Below are 17,533 nucleotides of genomic sequence, written 5' to 3'. Positions count from 1 at the left end.
TTCAAACCATTCGCTTTGACTTTTAGAATAGTATTTAGATATTTGTCTAAATATCTAAATGATGAATGAGCTTTTTAAAGCGCTGAATGATGAAACCCGAAGGGAAATCCTCAATAACCTGAAAGAACGTGATATGTCTGCCGGGGATATCGCCGACCTTTTTAATATATCAAAACCCAGCATTTCCCACCATCTGGAAATTTTAAGAAAGGCCGATCTGGTGAGGAGCGAAAAGAGAGGTCAGTTTGTGTTCTATTCGCTGAACACAACCATTATGGATGAGCTGTTACAATGGATTCTAACGTTAAAAAAAACCTGATATGAAAACTACCCTTCGAAATGAGCTATGGCTCGTAGCTATTGTTGCAATCCCGTTTATTTATCTGATTGTGATCTGGAACGCTCTTCCTGAAAACGTGCCTGTGCACTGGAATCTGGAAGGCGAGATTGACAGGTACGGAAGCAGGGCAACTTTATGGATGATCCCCATACTTCTGCCGCTGCTGACATACCTTACATTTCTTTTTGCTCCTCTGATGGATAAAAAAGGGCATCTTGGTAAAATGGGGGCCAATTATAACCGGCTGAAATTTTCGGTAGTATTGTTTACAGCTGTGCTGGCAAGCTACATTTTGTTTGCTGCCAGGGAGCAAACCATGTCATTGCCCTCAATGATTCCGGGACTTATCGGTCTTTTGTTTGCTGTCTTGGGTAATTATTTCCCTGTGTTGAAACAGAACATCTATATCGGGATCAAAACGCCCTGGACACTGAAGAGTGAAATGGTTTGGGACAAAACGCACCGTCTGGCAGGGCGGTACTGGTTTTTTGGAGGGCTGATTATCGTCGTCAGCAGCCTGTTCCTGGATCATTCAATGACAGTTACCGTATTGCTGGTCGTCACAACGGTGATCGCAATTGTGCCGATCGTATATTCCTATATAAGTTACAAAAAGACTGTTGACAAGATCGAATAGTGAGTTTTTGGAAAGTCTGACATACTCATCTTTCAAATGTCTGAATGATGTGCGCTGATCAGCTCAGATTTCCTCCATATTGAATTTCTTTCCCATTTTCCGGACGTATTCTTTAGGTGAATCGCCGAACTCGTCACGGAAGCATTTGGAAAAATAGGAGAGGTTGGAAAAACCGACATCGTACATCACTTCCGAAATATTGCCTTCCCTGTTCCGAAGTAACAGGGAAGCTTTTTTGATGCGGTATTTTTTAATGATCTCATTGGCAGAAAAATGGGTCAGGGACTTTAGTTTTCTGGACAAATGTGCCGAGCTCATGCCGATTTCCGAGCTCAAAGCCTCCACACTGAAATCCGGGTCCGAAATGTTGGCCTCTATGATGTTCATGACCTTATTCACAAACTTGTCGTCCATATTTTCGCCGCTGCTTTCTTTTGAAGGCGTAATGATCAGCTCATGTCTGAAATACTCGGAAAGCTCCGTTTTCCTGAGCAGCAGGTTTGCGATCTGCGCGTCGAGCAGTTCAATGTCAAACGGCTTCGTAATGTAGGCGTCTGCACCGGTGCGGATCCCTTCTATTTTCTGGGAAGTAAGGCTGCGGGCGGTGAGCAGGATAATGGAAAGCTGGCTTGTTTTAGGGTCGCTTTTAATTTTTTTACAAAATGTAAGTCCGTCCATGACCGGCATCATAATGTCTGAAATAATCACATCCGGGAGAGATTCCTGCGCTTTTTGCAATCCGTCCGCCCCATCGCCCGCCACGATGAACCGGTACCTGTCTTTGAGACTGATCCTGATAAAATCGATCATATCCGGGTTGTCTTCCACGATCAGCAGTAGTGGTTTCGCGGAATCGGGAATGTCGTTTGTTTCCGAATAAGCCGCGGGTTCAGGCCTGTAAAGGTAGTTTGCGGGTTTGAGATCCTGCTGCGGTACGGGGCTGTCGTCACCTGCGGGAAGGCCTACGGTGAAGCAACTGCCCTCGCCGGGCGCGCTTTGCAGTCTGATCTCGCCTTTGTGCATTTTTACATATTCAAGCGAGAGCGCAAGGCCGATACCCGAGCCCATTTCCAGCTTTTTTGAATCAGGCGTCTGGTAAAACCGCTCGAAAATGCGGGCCTGATCTTCTGCCGAAATGCCCGTGCCTGTATCGGACACCTCAATTTCCAGGGCACCTTCGGGGAACTGCCCGTTGTGTATCAAACATGCGCTCAGTGAAATTTTTCCGCCTTTCGGTGTAAACTTAAACGCGTTGGAAAGCAGATTCAGAACAATGGTTTCCGTTTTTTCAGGATCAATGTACATTTCGTAACGGGGAATACTGCTATGAAAATGATACGTAATGTCATGCCTTACCGCCTTATCTTCAAAATGCGAATAGAGCTCATGCAGTAACCCGATTATTTCTACCCTGGTGCTATTGAGGTAAAGGGTGTCGCTCTGCATTTTTTTGAAATCCAGGATCTGGTTCACCACCCGGAGCAGGCGGTTCGAGTTTTTTTCTGCAAGCGAGATCAGCCGCTGATTTTCCTCGGTCAGCTGGCCACCTTTCATCACCTGGTGGATCGGCGGCAGGATCAGGCTGATAGGCGTGCGGAGTTCATGTGATATATTGGTAAAAAACTGTTCTTTCGTCTGCTCAATTTCTTCGGCATGGGCAATTTCCAGTTTACTGATTTTAAGTTCGTTTTCCAGCTTTATCCTTGCCGAATAAGCACGCAGCGCAAAATAGATCCCGGCGCCGATCAGCAGCAGATACAAAACGATAAAACCTCTTCCCAGAAAAAAAGGCGGATTGACTGTGATTTCGGTCGTGCTGATTTCACTGCTCCATATCCCGTTGTTGTTGGTCCCTTTCACCTTGAAAACATACGTGCCGGGAGATAGATTAGAGTACACCGCAAAATTTTTCTGGCCCGAAGTGGTATGCCAATTTTCATCCGCTCCTTCCAGTTTGTAAGAATACATATTGATCTCCGGCTGCCAGAAATGCAGGGCCGCGAACTGCAGTTCCAGCGACCGCTGCCCGTAGTCGAGCTCTATGGCTGGCGTAAATGAAATATCACGGCTCAGAATGACCCGGTCATTGATCTTTTCGCCAATGTTGACAGGTTCGTTGTTCAGCAGCAGGTTGGTCAGAAATACCTTGGGCTGGTAGCGGTTCGCGACGGCCTTTTCCGGCGAAAACGAAACATATCCGTTGTCCCCCCCGAAGAAAAGCATTCCCGAAACAGACCTGGCCACACATCCGGAATAGAAGCTTTTGAGCGGGAGGTTTTTGTTCAGCGGATAAAATTCGACCCGGTTGCCGCTGGGAATAAATTTCTCCAGGGCAGTATTGGTGGCAGTCCAGACATGTCCGTTTTGATCTTCGGTGATAGACGTCCGGGTGATATTGTTATGCGGAATGGCGTGGAAAACGGCTTTGTCGTTTTGCGGATTGTATTCGATCAGGCCTTGCTGGGTCGCTGCCCAGAGTATTCCGGTTTTTGATAAAAAGAAACTGCTAACTGTTTTTCGCTTGGCAACCTTACCGAAAGAAGTGATTTTCTTCTTTTCAAGCGTTTTCAGGTCCAGCCGGAAAAGTTCATCAAATTCTACCAGCCAGACAGCCCCGGCTGCATAGATGAATTTCTCGGTTTCAGCCTTGGAGATACGTTCAAAATGCAGGGTTTCCGGCTGATGCAGGTCGCCTTTTGCCCTGAAAATACCGCCCTCCCAGGTGCCTACCAGCAGCGAGCCGTCAGGTGTTTCAATGAAATTGTTGATATAATTGGAAACAAGGCCGTTGGTGCCGCTGGCCGTAACCGTGTGCATAAGCTGTCTGGGTTCGTCCCATATGTTGATTCCCGCAACCGTTCCGATCCAGATCCGCCCCTCGCGGTCTTCACGCAAATTAGCCACATTATTGCTCAGCAGACTGCTCTTGCGATCTGATTCGGTGTCAAACTTTTTGCTCGTCCCGGTAGCAGGATCGTACCTGATCACGCCGTGCAAAGTGCCTATCCAGTAAGTACCGGATTTGCTGATCATAAAGGATTTGACCTGATTCCCGACCGTCTGCCCGCCGAGCTGGTGTGTCACATGGTGGTACTGATACAGGTTATCCAGCTGGTTGATGCGACTGATACCGTTGGATGTCACAAACCAGAGCACACCTGCATTGTCTTCAAAAATCTGCCAGATCACATTGTTGGCGACAGAATATGGCACCTGTGGATTGTGAAAATACGTCTGGTTTTTTCCGGTGCCGGGCTGGTATATATTCAGCCCGAAGTCGGTTCCCAGCCACAGGCTCCCGTCGCGGTCGGTGTAAATGGCTTTTACCACTTCATTGCTGAATGTGCCTTTGCCATTGGGAAAATTTTCATTCCTGCCTGTGACCGTATTGAACCTGCAGAGTCCCGTATCGGTGCCGACCCATAGCAGTGAATCATTCTGGGCTACCGGCCTGATGTCACAGATCAGATTGTTTTTGACGGGCGGAATTCCTTTTCTTTTTAAGTCGAAAGCGGTAAACCTGAAAGTTTTGGTATCGAGCTTGTTAAGGCCATTGTAGGTTCCGGCCCACAGGTAACCCCGTTGGTCCTGGTAAATAGTGCGAACCGTATTGTGGCTGAGCCGGCTGTTTTCTGAATTGAAAAGCCGGTAAGAGCCTTTTTGCCTGTCATAACGGATCAGTCCGGTGGTGGTGCCTACCCAAATGATATTGTCCCGGTCTTTCAATATGCAACGTATGGCGTCGTGCGTTCCGAATTCGATCCTTTTGATGCTGAATGTAATGGTATTTACCACACAAAGCCCGTTGCGCGTTCCCACCCACAAATTATCCCCGTCCTGAAAAAGCGTCTGCACCTCATTGCCGGGAAGCGAAGCCGTGTTTTCTTCTTTTTTAAAAACCCTGAAACGATAACCGTCAAAGCGGGCAAGCCCGTCGCCGGTGGCCACCCAGATGAAGTTGTTCTTATCCTGAGCAATCGCATTGACCAGATTGGTGGGAAGGCCGTCCCGGATGGAAAGTGTGCTGAAGAATTTCTCCTGTCCATAGCCGGACAGACTGCAAAGTATTAAAAAGGAAATGAACATCAACAAACGTCTGATCCTATCGGCACATCTCATCCTTTTCGAGGGTAAAAACTCATTTTTCAAACAAAAAATATAACATATACTATACAAATATCAGAAAATTATCGCTTTGCGTCAGATTATTTCTCATCGAATTTGGGTGCCCGGTCTACCTTGCATCGCTGTTCATATAGTGTTACCTCTAAAATTTAAACCGTTATCCAATGAAGAAAAAATTACTGCTTTTGCATATTTTTCTTATGACGACCTGCTCGCTTCTGTTTGCCCAGCAGGTGGTTATCAAGGGAAAAGTGACTGACAATTCCGGGGGCGAGCTGCCCGGGGTGAACGTGGTTTTGAAAGGCAATACAAGCGGTACCTCAACAGATCAGAATGGGGACTATTCACTGACGTTGCCGGGTGGCCCGGGTGAAAACCGTGTATTGGTTTTTTCCTTTATAGGATATATCAAACAGGAAATTGCCGTCGCCAATCAGACTGTGATTGATGTGAAGCTGGCAACGGATACCCAAAATCTGGACGAGGTGGTTGTGGTCGGGTATGGTACCACTGCCAAGAAAAACCTCACGACAGCCATCTCCAAGGTAGACCCGGCCAAAATACCGACATCTGCCAATAACAACGTTTCCGAGCTGCTTTTCGGCAGGGCTGCCGGCTTGCAGGTAACCCAGCAAAGTTCGCAGCCGGGAGGGAATATCTCTGTTTCGATCCGCGGTAAAGGAGATCCTTTGCTGGTTATCGACGGTGTGGTATTCCCCGGCAGCAGCATGGAACCAGGAAACGGTTCTGTAGAAATCCAGGGCGTGAACAGGGGCGGCCTTGCGGGGCTGAACCCGAATGATATCGAATCCATTGAATTTCTGAAAGATGCCAGTGCCGCGATATATGGTGTATCCGCAGCCAACGGGGTAATGATCATCACAACCAAAAAAGGGAAAGCTGGCCGGATGAGCGTGAGCTACGACGGCAGCCATTCTTTTTCAAGAAACATGCCCTACCTGAAACCGCTGAATGCGCAGGATTACATGCTTTATTTTAATCAGCTGAGCAAGGATAAGTATCAGTCGGACAGGAATATGGCACCATTTGGAACGGTACCATCCGATCTCAGCGGTTACACGCAGAAATATACCGAGCAGGAAATCCAGAGTGCCGGGCAGGGAACCGATTGGCTGGGTGAAGTTTTGCGGCCGGGAAGCGTCGATAATCACAATATCAGTGTAAATGGCGGTAGCGAAAAAGCGACCTATTTCTTTTCCGGAAATTATTTCAATCAGGTAGGGTCGCTCAAAAAATCGGATCTGACCAGATTTTCCGGGCGGTTGAATGTCTCCTTTGTACTGAGTAAAATATTCCGGCTGAATGTAAATGTGAATGCAAACCGGAATAACTACACCAATCCGCAGGCAGGCTGGCAAACGGGCGGGTCCGGTACGCAGGGCTTCAATGCATTGCAGGCTGCACTTGCTTATCCGTCGTCGGTGCCGGTGTACAATGCCGATGGCGGCTACAGCCAGTTCGCGATCACAGGAAACCCGGTTTCACTGCTGGACATCAAAGATAAAACCAAGGCGCAGGGTTTGCTTGCCAATACTTCGCTGGACATTGATATCATACCCAATACGCTCACTGCGAAGTTGCTTTACGGAAACAACAGCGAGTATTCTGTCCGGGATTTCTATATTCCTGTGAGCGTTTTCTGGGGACAGCTTTACAAAGCGAGGGCATCGCTGGCCGAAACCCGCAGACAAAACCAGACCATGGAAGGTACCGTTTCATACAAAAAGTCCTTTGGCGACTGGCTGAACCTGGATGTAGTGAGCGGGGTAGGGCAGTACCTGGAAGATTATTCAGGTTTTAGTGTCGAAACTTCCAACATGCAGGACGCTATCAATACCGATAACCTGGGTTCCGCCACCGGCCCGAAAGTGATCGGTTCATACCGTGGCGTGAACAAGCTCCGCTCGTTTTTTGTCCGGAGCAACTTCGACTTTTTCGACCGCTACCTGCTTTCGCTGACCGTTCGACGCGACGGGGCTGACAAGTTTTTTCCCGATAACAAATACCAGAATTTCCCTTCAGTATCTGCAGGCTGGAAAATCAATAATGAAAACTTTATGCAGGGTATCAAGACCATCAGCACGCTGAAACTCCGCGCCAGCTATGGTACCACGGGCGAGCGTCCGGGCAGTGTGGCTTACGGTGCTTATGGCGCTGATCCTAATGCAGTTACATTCAGCAACGGATCGGTGGTCTACTTCCCATACCGCCTTACGGCCTTTGATAACCCGAACCTTCGCTGGCCGATCACCAAAACCTTCAATGCGGGTCTGGATTTCGGGTTGTTCAAAGAAAGGATCACAGGTTCCGTGGATGTTTTTACCGAAAACCGTACCCGATTGCTGAGCAGCGCCACGACCCAGCAGCTATCGATCATTTCGACGTCGCCCATTAACGGCGGGCACCAGCGCAGAAAGGGGATCGAAGTAAGTTTGAACACGGAGAACATCAAAACCAAAGATTTCAGCTGGAATACGATGCTGAATGTGACGCATTTCAAAAATCGCTGGGTAGAGCGTTTCCCCAATGATCCTCCGGCCCAGTATGGCCATGTAAACGATCCTGTGGGCGGTGATATCATTTATGTGTATAAAACCAATGGTATTCTTCAGGCAGGACAGGAAGTGCCTGCATGGCAGCCCGCAGCCGCCCGCAAGCCGGGTAACCCTCTTTTTGTAGACCAAAACGGAGATGCCAAACTGGACTACAATGACGTGGTAAGCTATTCCGGAATCCCTAAGGTGATTGTGGGTATGGGTAACAATTTTACCTATAAAAAATTCGATCTGAGCGTGTTCTTCTACGGACAGCAAGGAGCCTGGGGCAATGATTATACCACGCTATGGGGCGATCCGGTCGGACTGCTTTCTGGTAACCAGAGCGGCACCGAGCGTATCAAAGATGCATGGAGCACTTCCAATCCGGGCGGTACTCTGCCGGGGGCAGCCTACAATGAAGGTGCGATAGCACTGGATGCAGGGCTCGATACACGTCTGGTAAAAAGGGACTTTCTGCGCTGCAGGAACATTACGCTGGGTTACACATTCAGCTCGGGCGCACTGAGCAATTATATCAAGAGCCTGCGGGTTTTCGCGGATGTTCAGAATGCATTTATCCTCACAGGTTTCAAAGGTGTGGACCCGGAAATCCAGGCAAGCTCGATCAAAGGCGGGCCGGCACCTTATCCGATGGTAAGAACGGTTTCTTTGGGTCTGAAGGCTAATTTTTAATACTAAGAATCTGACATTATGAAAAAGATATTCATTGCCGGTTTAATTGCCACGGGTCTTTTTGCCACTGGCTGCAACAACAATTTCGATCCTGTGATCACAGGCGTGCTTTCCCCAGCCAACTTTCCCAAAACAGAAGCTGATTTTGAGCTGTATACTTTGCAGGCTTACAAGCCATTCGGTTCGAAATGGGGATACAGTGATGTGGAATACCAGAACATGTTTTTCAGTCCGGAATACGGCCACCTTGCCATGTTCGACCTGCCTTCCGACCAGATGAGCATTTTCACGGAGTGGGGCGGACTTTGGGAATTTTTCAGTAAGGGCGATTTTACATTCCTAAAAACCCAGGGTAAACAAAGCCATTTCGAGAAAGTACGCTACGTGACGCGCATGACGCAGGTAATTGCAGACATCGAGAAATCGGCGATCAGCGACGGGGCAAAAAGTAAGTTTATCGCCGAGGCGAGAATGGGCCGTGCCTGGACGATGTACTACCTGCTGCACATGTATGGCCCGGTGCCTGTTATACTCGATGCATCGAAGATCAATACCGAGGCGGAAAGCGATCTGACCCGTCCCGCCAGGGAATCTTATGTTTCCACGATTGCGGCTGACCTCCGTTTTGCAGCGGACAATCTGGAACTGAGCCCTTCGGAATACGGACGTTTTAATAAAGGACTGGCGCTGGGAATGCTCACCCGTCTGTATCTCAATGAGAAAAATTGGTCGGAGGCTGAAAAAGCGGCCCGGGAAACAGTGGCTTTGGGAAAATACAGTCTGGTATCTGACTATGCGGGCCTTTTCAGGGAAGCGACGGAAGTGAATACGGAAACGATCTGGGCAGTGAACTGTGATCCCGTGGCGCCGACGAACGGAGAAGGTGGCGGAAATTTCAATGCCATGGCGCTTTATTGTCTTCCCGGCGATTTCAAAAGTATTAAACTTGGCGGCGGCTGGGCAAGCCCGAGCGGTGTTTTTTGTCCTACGTGGCAATTTTATGATTCTTTTGATCCTGCGGACAAAAGAAGGGCACTGCTGATCCCGGCGTATACCGACAATTCCGGCAAAGCGAGGAGCCGTGCCAATATGCGCGGGCCGGTTTTGAGAAAATATCCTGACGAATCCTCTCCCGGCGCAGATATTCAGGGAAATGATATGCCGGTATTGCGTTATGCGGACATTGTGCTGATGCTTGCCGAGGCGATCAACCAGCAGGCAGGGCCCACAGCCGAAGCTATCGCGCTGGTGAACGAGGTCCGGGCCAAGCATGGTGGCCTGGCGGCATTGCCCGCAGCTGCTACGGCTTCCAAAGTGTCATTGAACGACGCGATTCTACAGGAAAGAGGCTGGGAGTTCTATTTTGAAGGGATCAGGAAAATTGATCTGGTACGTCATGGAAAATGGGCATCCGCACTGGAAGCAGCAGGAAAAGTGACGCACGGGCCTTCTGAACTTTTCCCGGTACCGCAATATGTGATCAATGTAGGCGCAGGGAAAATCACCCAGACAACAGGTTACTGAAAACCGCCACGGTCTTTCTTTTTTTGATATAAAAACATTTAAAAATTGCTGAAATGAAGCTTAAAGCGCTCTTTTGCTGTCTTTTTCTGCTGGCTCATACGGTAGTATTTTCACAAAAAACAAATGACGTATATGTGGATAAGGACGGGATCATGCGGTGGGGGATGACGAAGGAAGAAGTGCACGGGTTCGGGGTAAATTACACGGTTCCGTTTGCCTATGCATACCGCGTTGCTAAGGAACTGGGCGTTGCCCCCGAAAAAGCGATCGATGACGATGTCTATCACTTTGCCAGGCTCGGTTTCGATGTGTACCGGGTGCATGTCTGGGACACGGAGATCAGCGATACGCTTGGGAACCTGCTGGACAACGAGCATCTGCGGCTGCTGGATTATACGATCAAAAAAATGAAAGACCGCGGCATGAAGGTCATTCTGACACCCATTGCCTATTGGGGTAACGGTTGGCCGCAGCCGGATGAAAAGACACCCGGATTTTCAGCAAAATATGGAAAAGCGGCCTGCCTGACCAATCCGGACGCGATTAAGGCGCAGCAAAATTACCTGTACCAGTTTGTGAACCATGTAAACCGGTACACGGGCGTGGCCTATAAAAGTGAACCCGATCTGATTGCTTTCGAAATCAGCAATGAACCGCAGCATGGCGGGAAACCGGCGGAAGTGACAGCACTTATCAATGGAATGGCTGGTTCTATCAGGAAAGCCGGATGCAAAAAGCCGGTTTTCTATAACATCAGCCACAGCATCCATCTGGCGGACGCTTATTTCAATGCAAACATCGACGGCGGAACATTTCAGTGGTATCCCACAGGTCTTCAATCAAAGCACGAAATACAAGGTAACTTGCTGCCGAATGTGGACGACTACAAAATCCCGTTTGCGGCCAATCCGAAATTCAGAAAAATGGCCAAAATCGTTTATGAATTCGACGCTGCCGACGTGGGCCGATCCTACATTTATCCTGCGATGGCACGGAGTTTCCGGAGCGCGGGAATGCAGGTTGCCACGCATTTTGCGTACGATCCGACTTTTTTCGCCTATGCCAATACAGAGTACGATACCCACTATATGAACCTGGTTTACACGCCTCAGAAAGCATTGAGCTTGAAAATCGCGTCGGAGGTTTTTCATAAAATTCCGTTGTACAAGGATTTCGGTAAATTCCCCGCTGACACTGCCTTCGGGGACTTCCGGGTGAGTTATGGTCAGGATCTGGCGGAGATGGTCACAAAGGAGAAGTTTATTTACACCAATCATACCAACACAGTTCCGCCTGCGAAGGAGTTACTGACGCATGTAAGTGGCTATGGGAATTCTGTTTTGGTAAAATATCAGGGAACCGGCGCCTATTTTCTGGACAAGCTCGAAAACGGTGTATGGAGGCTGGAAGTTTTGCCGGATGCAATTTGGGTCAAAGATCCTTTTGGCCTGAATAGCCTGAAAAAGGAGCTGGCGGTAGTCAATTGGCGCAGCTGGCCGATGTCGGTGGAATTACCGGATCTCGGAAAAGATTTTGATATACAACCCCTGAATGCAGAAAATACCGCTTCATTGACCGCGAACGAAAATGGCTTTAAAATTTCGCCAGGAACTTACTTGCTCAAAAAGAAGGGAGTTCCGACAAAATTTACTGCGGATCAAAAATGGGAAAATATCACCCTGAAAGAATTTGTTGCCCCGGCGACAACATTGAAAATTACCGAGGTACTGCACGAACCGCTGGCGGAAGCCACATCCTTACGGGAAATCAAAATTGCAGCCGGCATTGTTTCGGCTAAGGAGCCTGAGGAGGTGAAACTCTGGATTTTGCCCCGTAACGGCAAGCCCTATGCACTGGCGATGACGCAGGAAAGCGGCTATCAATACGCTGCCAAAATCCCTGCTGAAATGGTGAAGGAAGGCTTTTTGAAATATTTTATCACGGTCAAGGACGACAATGCTATCCGGACTTTTCCATCAGGCCTGGAAACTTCACCGGGAGACTGGGACTTTTTTGATAACAAACCTTATGAGGTACGCATCGTTACCGGGCAATCTCCGGTTATCCTTTTCAATGCCGCCACGGACGCAGGCCAATTGCTCCGGCCTTACCTCAAAAATTCACAACTGGTACCGGTAGGGAAGGCCGGGGAAGCCGAACTCCTGATCAACCCGGAAAAAACGGATGATTATTCCATGCGCTACAACTTCCGCCAAAAAACGGCCGGACGAAATACAGATCTGGCGGCTGCGAAGAAAATTGTTTTTCACGGTCGTTCGCTCAACAGCAGGCCATGTTCGGTACAGGTTGCACTCATCGGCAAGGACGGCTCTGTTTTTGGCGGTCTGATCCAGGTAGAGCCTGTAAACGGTGCTTATGCCTTACCAGTTGATGAGCTGAAAAAGGTCAGTTTTGTAAGCTTGCCGCGCCCATATCCTGGTTTTTTACCTTATTATGCCGATACCAATCCAGTCGGTTCAAAGCCGGATCTGGGCCAAGTTGAAACACTGCAGATATCCATCGGACCGGGGATGACAACGGATGAATTGAAAATACCTCATGGAATTGCCGTGGAGCGGGTTGAGGTGGTTTCCGGAGAGATAGAATAAATATAATACTGAAGTTTACCGGATAATAAGCGTAACTTACAGAATGGAAAATATATATATGGAGGGTACGATCATTACCGCCAAGGTTGCCCCCATGGATGAGCTTGTCATCGTACGTTACTACAAACGCATTTATTATTGTAAACTAGTAAGTGACCCGGGGCAGAAGCTCCTGGCCTATTTTGAAAGAGAATTGATTAATCCGTTGAAACAAATTTTGTCATGAAACCCACTTCCGAACAATTAAGGGACTTTTTCAGATCGGACGTCTTCCGGGAAGATCATCTTCTTGATGATCATTACGATCTGGCGATAGCCGAATTTTACAGTAGATTTTACAGCGCGCCCGTGATCACAGAGCCAACGCCTGACCCACGCAAGTGGCAAACTACACACGTCAGAAAATACCAGGTGAAAGCGTTTTTGCGCACGAGGGACGGGCACATCCATAAAGTTATTTTCAAGCAGGGTTCTGATTCGAACCTGATCACTGATTTTGACGGCGCTCCCTGGGACGGGGACCATAATCTGCTGGATGTTTGGCAGGAATATTACCAAACCGACCATAGTTCAGACAAAGTCAGGCCTATGGCTGAAAGCTGGAGGTAAAAGTCGTATATGCTAAAACGTTAATGTGCCGGTACGTTTAGTGCTGGCTCACTCCTTTCGGGAATTTATCAGCGATAAGGTTCAGGTTGATATTGTGTTCAAGGTAAGCTTTCGCGCCGTCCAGTACCGTAGTGAACCCGCCGGTATTATCGTTAATGGCTTCCAGAAGTTCTTCGCCCTGCTGGGTAAATCCTGTGTTTGTGATCCCGATGTACGTTGTGCCGTCGGGCAATTCCTGAAAATCAAACAGCACGGTCGTGGCAGGTTCGCCCCATTCGATCAAAATCTGCTTGTCGGGCGTAATTTTCCGGACTTTTACCTGGGTTGATACGTCATACATCTCCCATTCCCAGGTTACAGTTATGCCGGCTTCCAGTTTGCCGCTTCCTTTTGTAAACCAAAAATTACGTGTGATTTCGGGATCAATAAAGGCATTGAAAACTATGCTGGCAGGTTTTCTGATCAGCATCTGGGCTGTTACGGTCGCACTGTTTTTTTGCTTTGCCATAGTTTTGCAATGAATGATACTGTTTGTTTTGAAACTTACTGGCTGTGAAGCCATTTTTTCAGGATCCGGGTAATCTGAGGCATTACCACCCACGTGAGCAGGCCAACCATAGAGGCGGCGGTGATAAATATACGGATTACTTGCGGCAGGGGCTGGATCAACGGGCCAATAGTGAAAGACAAAAATAAACTGGTGGGGTAAACTCCGCATAAAGTTGCAATAGCCATTTTCCAGCGCGGAGGCGAACCGGACGCGCGGAACCAGGCTTCAAGGCCGGTCAGCTGACGATAAACCGGCTCTTCGGTCAGCGTGGCGGCATAGTCTTCCCAATCTTTAAAAAACTTGGAATCATAAAAAGCATCCCGCTCTGCTTCGTCTGCGAAAGTCCTCAGAATGCCGATTTCCCGACTGTCGTCGCCAGGCAGTGGCGTGATCATCCCTGCGCCGTGCACACCGCCATGTAAAAAGGATTCGCCGAGAAACCGCCTCAGTGCTTCCTTAAATTCATTTTCTTTACCCGGAAGAACTTTGCGGGTGATGGCTACATGTATCGGCATCTATGTCAACTTTCTTTGCTTGAAAATGCTTATCTCACCAAATTATAAAAAAGCGGGGGATTCCTAAGCAAAGAACTTCAGAAGAGAGGTTATTTTTCGGTAGAGGCTACCTTGTCAATGCTTTCTCGCCAAACAATAAGCGTTTCAGGATCGCTTTGAAATCGTTGTCGTCAAAGGGTTTGGGCAAAACGTCGTTCATGCCAGCCAGGATGTAGCTGGCATTGTTTTCTGTGCTGGCGCCGCCTGTAAAACCCAATATCGGCGTACCGGCCTTCTTTTTGTCTGCATGTCCGCGGATCTGTTTTGTAAGTTCCAGACCATTCAGTACCGGCATGTAAATGTCCGTGATGACCAGGTCATAAGCTTGCTCGTTGAACATTTCAAATGCTTTTTTTCCGTCTGCTACCATGTCGTAATCTGCGCCCAGCTTGTCCATGAACCGGCTGATCAGCAGCAGGTTCATTTTGGTATCATCCGCGATCAGGATTTTTTTACCAGCAAGGAATTTCTCGACCGGGGCCGTTTCGCTAACTGGGGCAGCAGTTGGCCTTAGTTCACTTGCGGCGATTTTCAGAGGAATACGAACTATGAACTCCGATCCCTGGCCGGGTGTGCTCTCTGCCCTGATCTGTCCGCCGTACAGATCGACGATGCGTTTGCAGATGGCGAGACCGAGGCCTGTACCCACCTGTCTGGACTGGCTATCGTTATTTTCAACTTGAATAAAATCTTCAAAAATGGCCGTGAGGTTTTCTTTGGCAATTCCCACGCCTGAATCTTTGACGTTGATTTTCAGCAGCCCCTTGCCCGGAGCAACTTTTTCAATGCCGGAGCTAACCCATATGCGCCCGTTTTCCGGGGTGAATTTGATGGCATTCGTCAGCAAATTGATAATTACTTGCTTGATGCGAAAATCGTCGCCGCACAGCGTGGTACCGGGATCCAGATCCAACTCAGAGGTGATGACGATCTTTTTTTCATCCGAAAGTACCGACAGCATCTCGACGGCCTCATTCAAAATAACGGCAGGCTGAAAAGGCTTATCATGCAGGGTGATTTTACCGCTTTCAAATTTTGAAAAATCGAGGATCTCGTTTACCAGCGTAAGTAGGATTTTCGATGCATTCTTGATGGAATTCACATTCACGCGCTGATTTTCGTCCAGTTTTTCGATCTCTATCAACTGCGAAAAACCAATAATTGAATTGAGCGGTGTTCTGATTTCGTGGGTCATCTGCGCCATGAAATCACCTTTTCTTTTGGTAGTATCTGCTGTAAGATTGGCGTACCGGATGATCGTTACGTCCTTTTTATACAACTTCACCAGGTTCCAGATGATCATAATGGCCAGTAAAAGCATCAGGCCGACGCACATCCAGATCAGCAGGCCCATTTCTTCGAATTTGATGTTGGTAGCTTCCAGCAGAGAATCCCGCAGCACCTTCATATCCTGCTCTTCGCTATTTTTCAACTCCCTCAGTGAATTCTGCAGGTAGGTGAATATCCGTCCGTTGATCGCCAGAAGCTGTTGTTCCGTTTCGCTGAGTTCCTTTCTGGCCTTTTCCAGCAACGGCTTGTTTTTCAGCAATGCGGTCGGTAACGGCAGGTTTACCGAATCGTGGCTGACCGTAGCAGTACTCTTTGTTCTTGCAACGGCATTGGAAAGGGTGTCTTTATCCCTGATCGCGTCAATGATGCGTTTCATCAGACCTCTCTTTCTTTTCTGGACAGTTACCTCAATAGTATCGGTATTATGTGCCTCCCGGGTTACTGTGAGTTTCCGCACCGGTTCTGCCATAATGGGGGACGCTGTCGCCTGGCTTTCCCATGAAAAAGACAACAGGCTGTCAACCATTGTTTTAAGTCTGATGAACTCTTCATTTTTCAGCTGTTTTCTCGACATCAGGTTTGTCAGCGACTTATGGGCCCTTTCGGTTTCATATTCATGCAGGATCCGGTTGACTGCCATTAGTTGATCTGAGTAGGATCTGAGGTAGGCCGAATCGAGTGTTACGACGAAAAGCCGGCTGTTGTTTTCAGCTGAATAAAGAATGGAAATACATGTATCAATCTTCCGGTAGGCGGCATTTTCTTGCTGGAGCGTGTGTATGTTGCTTTTGATAGTCTGGGATTTCGAATTGGTGAGCAATATCACAAAAGCAAAAGATGCCAATAATACTGTTAAAACTGCGGTCCAGGCAAAAGCCGCCCGCGGTGCCACTGGTGAAGAGCTCTTCATAAAAGGGGTTTTACAGATCCATTCGTTTGCATTTTCATGTTAACAAAGCTTTGAAGCTATGCTATTGCAGGAAGGCTGAGTGCGACAAATGTAACCGTTTTGCACACACGGAATACGACGATACAATTAATTTTACTTGTTACATAAAAATAGTTATATTGTATTGAAGCGATATGATCAGGGGTTTATCGTTCGTATGACAGCATGATATCCGCCGAAACATCCAAGGCCGCCTTCAATATTGGTGTAAATGATGGAAGGCTCCACAAAAGGATTGTCCTGATTGCCGGAGACATCCATAGAGCGGTAAAATTTATAATAGTTTTCATCAATGTTCAGTACCTCGACCCTCACCTGGCTCATTTGCGCGTCGTTGTATACCGTTTTCTCTACCCCATTCTTGTCCAGGTAACTGATTATCCTTTTCGGACTAAGGTAGATGCTGGTTTTGGGTGCGTTAAACATGATACCATCCAGGTGTATATCGTTGAAAATCAGTGACGAAAAGGAAGATTGGTACATTCCGAATTTGTTAACGTGTCGAAATGGCTCCACATCTCCGGTTTGCTCGTTGTATGTCGGGGTAGTTTCTTCCAAAACAACGTATCCACGCACGGCGTAGTAATTATTTTCACCCGGTATATCCTGCCACGACATGTTTATCCAGGCGGTTGAGTCATTTGAAAAAGGCCCCGTAACATATTCAACGGCAACGGTTTTGATCTCCGGTACTTTTGCCGGAATGGTACAATGTGCTTTCACAGTACGTTTGCCGTCGCTCACGAGAAGGTTATAGGTTGCGCCGGGCAGGATCTTGAATGCACTGCTGTCCACATGGTACCTCAGCGTAGAATCATTGAAGGGCAGTCTGATCTGACGTCCGTTGCCGGACAAAATCACTTCGGCATTTTTGATAAATGACGGATTGTATGTTGCGGGGCCGTACAGCGGCTGGGATTCTGTCACAATCACTTCGATACTCGGAGACTGCGGCGAAATGTAGGATTCCACTGCGAGCTTGGATCCCATGTTGGGCAGCTTGCCCGGATCCAGATCTTCAACCAGGCTTTCGCACCCGCCTAAAAAGGCCGTAACTGTAATGAAAATCAATGCGTTTAAAAGTCTCATGGATTG

The 17,533-nt window shown here is 48.1% G+C and carries 12 protein-coding genes; 7 read left to right on the top strand and 5 right to left on the bottom strand.

Annotation, left to right across the window (positions count from 1 at the left end; genetic code table 11):
• Positions 1 to 58 precede the first annotated feature (58 nt).
• Both FBF61_RS09040 and FBF61_RS09035 read left to right on the top strand, forming a co-directional pair.
• The gene (locus FBF61_RS09040) at positions 59 to 319 is read left to right on the top strand and encodes an autorepressor SdpR family transcription factor (RefSeq protein ID WP_310590265.1); all 261 of its coding nucleotides are present in this window, start codon (positions 59 to 61) and stop codon (positions 317 to 319) included.
• 1 nt (position 320) lies between these two features.
• Positions 321 to 977 (top strand): SdpI family protein, encoded by a 657-nt coding sequence (locus FBF61_RS09035; protein ID WP_138476868.1) that lies wholly within the window; start codon positions 321 to 323, stop codon positions 975 to 977.
• 63 nt (positions 978 to 1,040) lie between these two features.
• Here FBF61_RS09035 and FBF61_RS09030 read toward each other — a convergent pair whose 3' ends face one another.
• Positions 1,041 to 5,096 (bottom strand): hybrid sensor histidine kinase/response regulator transcription factor, encoded by a 4,056-nt coding sequence (locus tag FBF61_RS09030; protein WP_138476867.1) that lies wholly within the window; start codon positions 5,094 to 5,096, stop codon positions 1,041 to 1,043.
• Positions 5,097 to 5,266: 170 nt separating this feature from the next.
• Between FBF61_RS09030 and FBF61_RS09025 the strand changes: the two genes are divergently transcribed.
• From FBF61_RS09025 to FBF61_RS09005, 5 genes are read left to right on the top strand one after another with little or no spacing between them, the layout of a single operon-like run.
• Positions 5,267 to 8,353 carry a SusC/RagA family TonB-linked outer membrane protein gene (locus tag FBF61_RS09025; protein WP_229214974.1) on the top strand — a complete coding sequence of 1,029 codons (3,087 nt, stop codon included), beginning with the start codon at positions 5,267 to 5,269 and terminating at the stop codon, positions 8,351 to 8,353.
• Between the two features lie 18 nt (positions 8,354 to 8,371).
• A complete protein-coding gene (locus tag FBF61_RS09020) occupies positions 8,372 to 9,877 on the top strand; it encodes a RagB/SusD family nutrient uptake outer membrane protein (protein WP_138476866.1) in 1,506 nt (501 codons plus the stop codon).
• Between the two features lie 53 nt (positions 9,878 to 9,930).
• Positions 9,931 to 12,486, top strand: coding sequence for a cellulase family glycosylhydrolase (locus FBF61_RS09015; protein ID WP_138476865.1), 2,556 nt, complete (start codon positions 9,931 to 9,933; stop codon positions 12,484 to 12,486).
• Positions 12,487 to 12,529: 43 nt separating this feature from the next.
• Entirely contained in the window at positions 12,530 to 12,712 is a 183-nt protein-coding gene (locus FBF61_RS09010; protein ID WP_138476864.1) for a hypothetical protein, read from the top strand.
• A complete protein-coding gene (locus FBF61_RS09005; RefSeq protein ID WP_138476863.1) occupies positions 12,709 to 13,095 on the top strand; it encodes a hypothetical protein in 387 nt (128 codons plus the stop codon). Before FBF61_RS09010 ends, FBF61_RS09005 begins: the two co-directional genes overlap by 4 nt.
• Before the next feature lie 37 nt (positions 13,096 to 13,132).
• Here the strand turns inward: FBF61_RS09005 and FBF61_RS09000 are convergent, their stop codons facing one another.
• The 4 genes from FBF61_RS09000 to FBF61_RS08985 all read right to left on the bottom strand — a co-directional run bounded on the left by FBF61_RS09000 (position 13,133) and on the right by FBF61_RS08985 (position 17,527).
• Positions 13,133 to 13,603, bottom strand: a complete 471-nt coding sequence (locus FBF61_RS09000) for an SRPBCC family protein (protein WP_229214973.1) — start codon at positions 13,601 to 13,603, stop codon at positions 13,133 to 13,135.
• Between the two features lie 35 nt (positions 13,604 to 13,638).
• Positions 13,639 to 14,160 (bottom strand): putative antibiotic biosynthesis monooxygenase, encoded by a 522-nt coding sequence (locus FBF61_RS08995; protein ID WP_138476862.1) that lies wholly within the window; start codon positions 14,158 to 14,160, stop codon positions 13,639 to 13,641.
• A 106-nt stretch (positions 14,161 to 14,266) separates the two neighbouring features.
• Complete coding sequence (locus FBF61_RS08990) at positions 14,267 to 16,399, bottom strand: hybrid sensor histidine kinase/response regulator (RefSeq protein ID WP_138476861.1); 2,133 nt, start codon at positions 16,397 to 16,399, stop codon at positions 14,267 to 14,269.
• Positions 16,400 to 16,576: 177 nt separating this feature from the next.
• The gene (locus tag FBF61_RS08985; protein WP_138476860.1) at positions 16,577 to 17,527 is read right to left on the bottom strand and encodes a DUF4249 domain-containing protein; all 951 of its coding nucleotides are present in this window, start codon (positions 17,525 to 17,527) and stop codon (positions 16,577 to 16,579) included.
• Between the last annotated feature and the right edge of the window lie 6 nt (positions 17,528 to 17,533).

It is taken from the genome of Dyadobacter bucti (assembly GCF_005869225.1).
Classification (GTDB): domain Bacteria; phylum Bacteroidota; class Bacteroidia; order Cytophagales; family Spirosomataceae; genus Dyadobacter; species Dyadobacter bucti.
Note: the sequence above shows the minus strand (reverse complement) of the source record. Positions and strands in the feature narration are given on the sequence as shown.

Coding starts and splice junctions, on each gene's coding strand:
- FBF61_RS09005 (WP_138476863.1), top strand. CDS start 12,709: ATGAAACCCACTTCCGAACAATTAAGGGACTTTTTCAGATCGGACGTC.
- FBF61_RS09030 (WP_138476867.1), bottom strand. CDS start 5,096: ATGAGATGTGCCGATAGGATCAGACGTTTGTTGATGTTCATTTCCTTT.
- FBF61_RS09015 (WP_138476865.1), top strand. CDS start 9,931: ATGAAGCTTAAAGCGCTCTTTTGCTGTCTTTTTCTGCTGGCTCATACG.
- FBF61_RS09010 (WP_138476864.1), top strand. CDS start 12,530: ATGGAAAATATATATATGGAGGGTACGATCATTACCGCCAAGGTTGCC.
- FBF61_RS08990 (WP_138476861.1), bottom strand. CDS start 16,399: ATGAAGAGCTCTTCACCAGTGGCACCGCGGGCGGCTTTTGCCTGGACC.
- FBF61_RS09035 (WP_138476868.1), top strand. CDS start 321: ATGAAAACTACCCTTCGAAATGAGCTATGGCTCGTAGCTATTGTTGCA.
- FBF61_RS08985 (WP_138476860.1), bottom strand. CDS start 17,527: ATGAGACTTTTAAACGCATTGATTTTCATTACAGTTACGGCCTTTTTA.
- FBF61_RS09020 (WP_138476866.1), top strand. CDS start 8,372: ATGAAAAAGATATTCATTGCCGGTTTAATTGCCACGGGTCTTTTTGCC.
- FBF61_RS09000 (WP_229214973.1), bottom strand. CDS start 13,603: ATGGCAAAGCAAAAAAACAGTGCGACCGTAACAGCCCAGATGCTGATC.
- FBF61_RS08995 (WP_138476862.1), bottom strand. CDS start 14,160: ATGCCGATACATGTAGCCATCACCCGCAAAGTTCTTCCGGGTAAAGAA.
- FBF61_RS09025 (WP_229214974.1), top strand. CDS start 5,267: ATGAAGAAAAAATTACTGCTTTTGCATATTTTTCTTATGACGACCTGC.
- FBF61_RS09040 (WP_310590265.1), top strand. CDS start 59: ATGATGAATGAGCTTTTTAAAGCGCTGAATGATGAAACCCGAAGGGAA.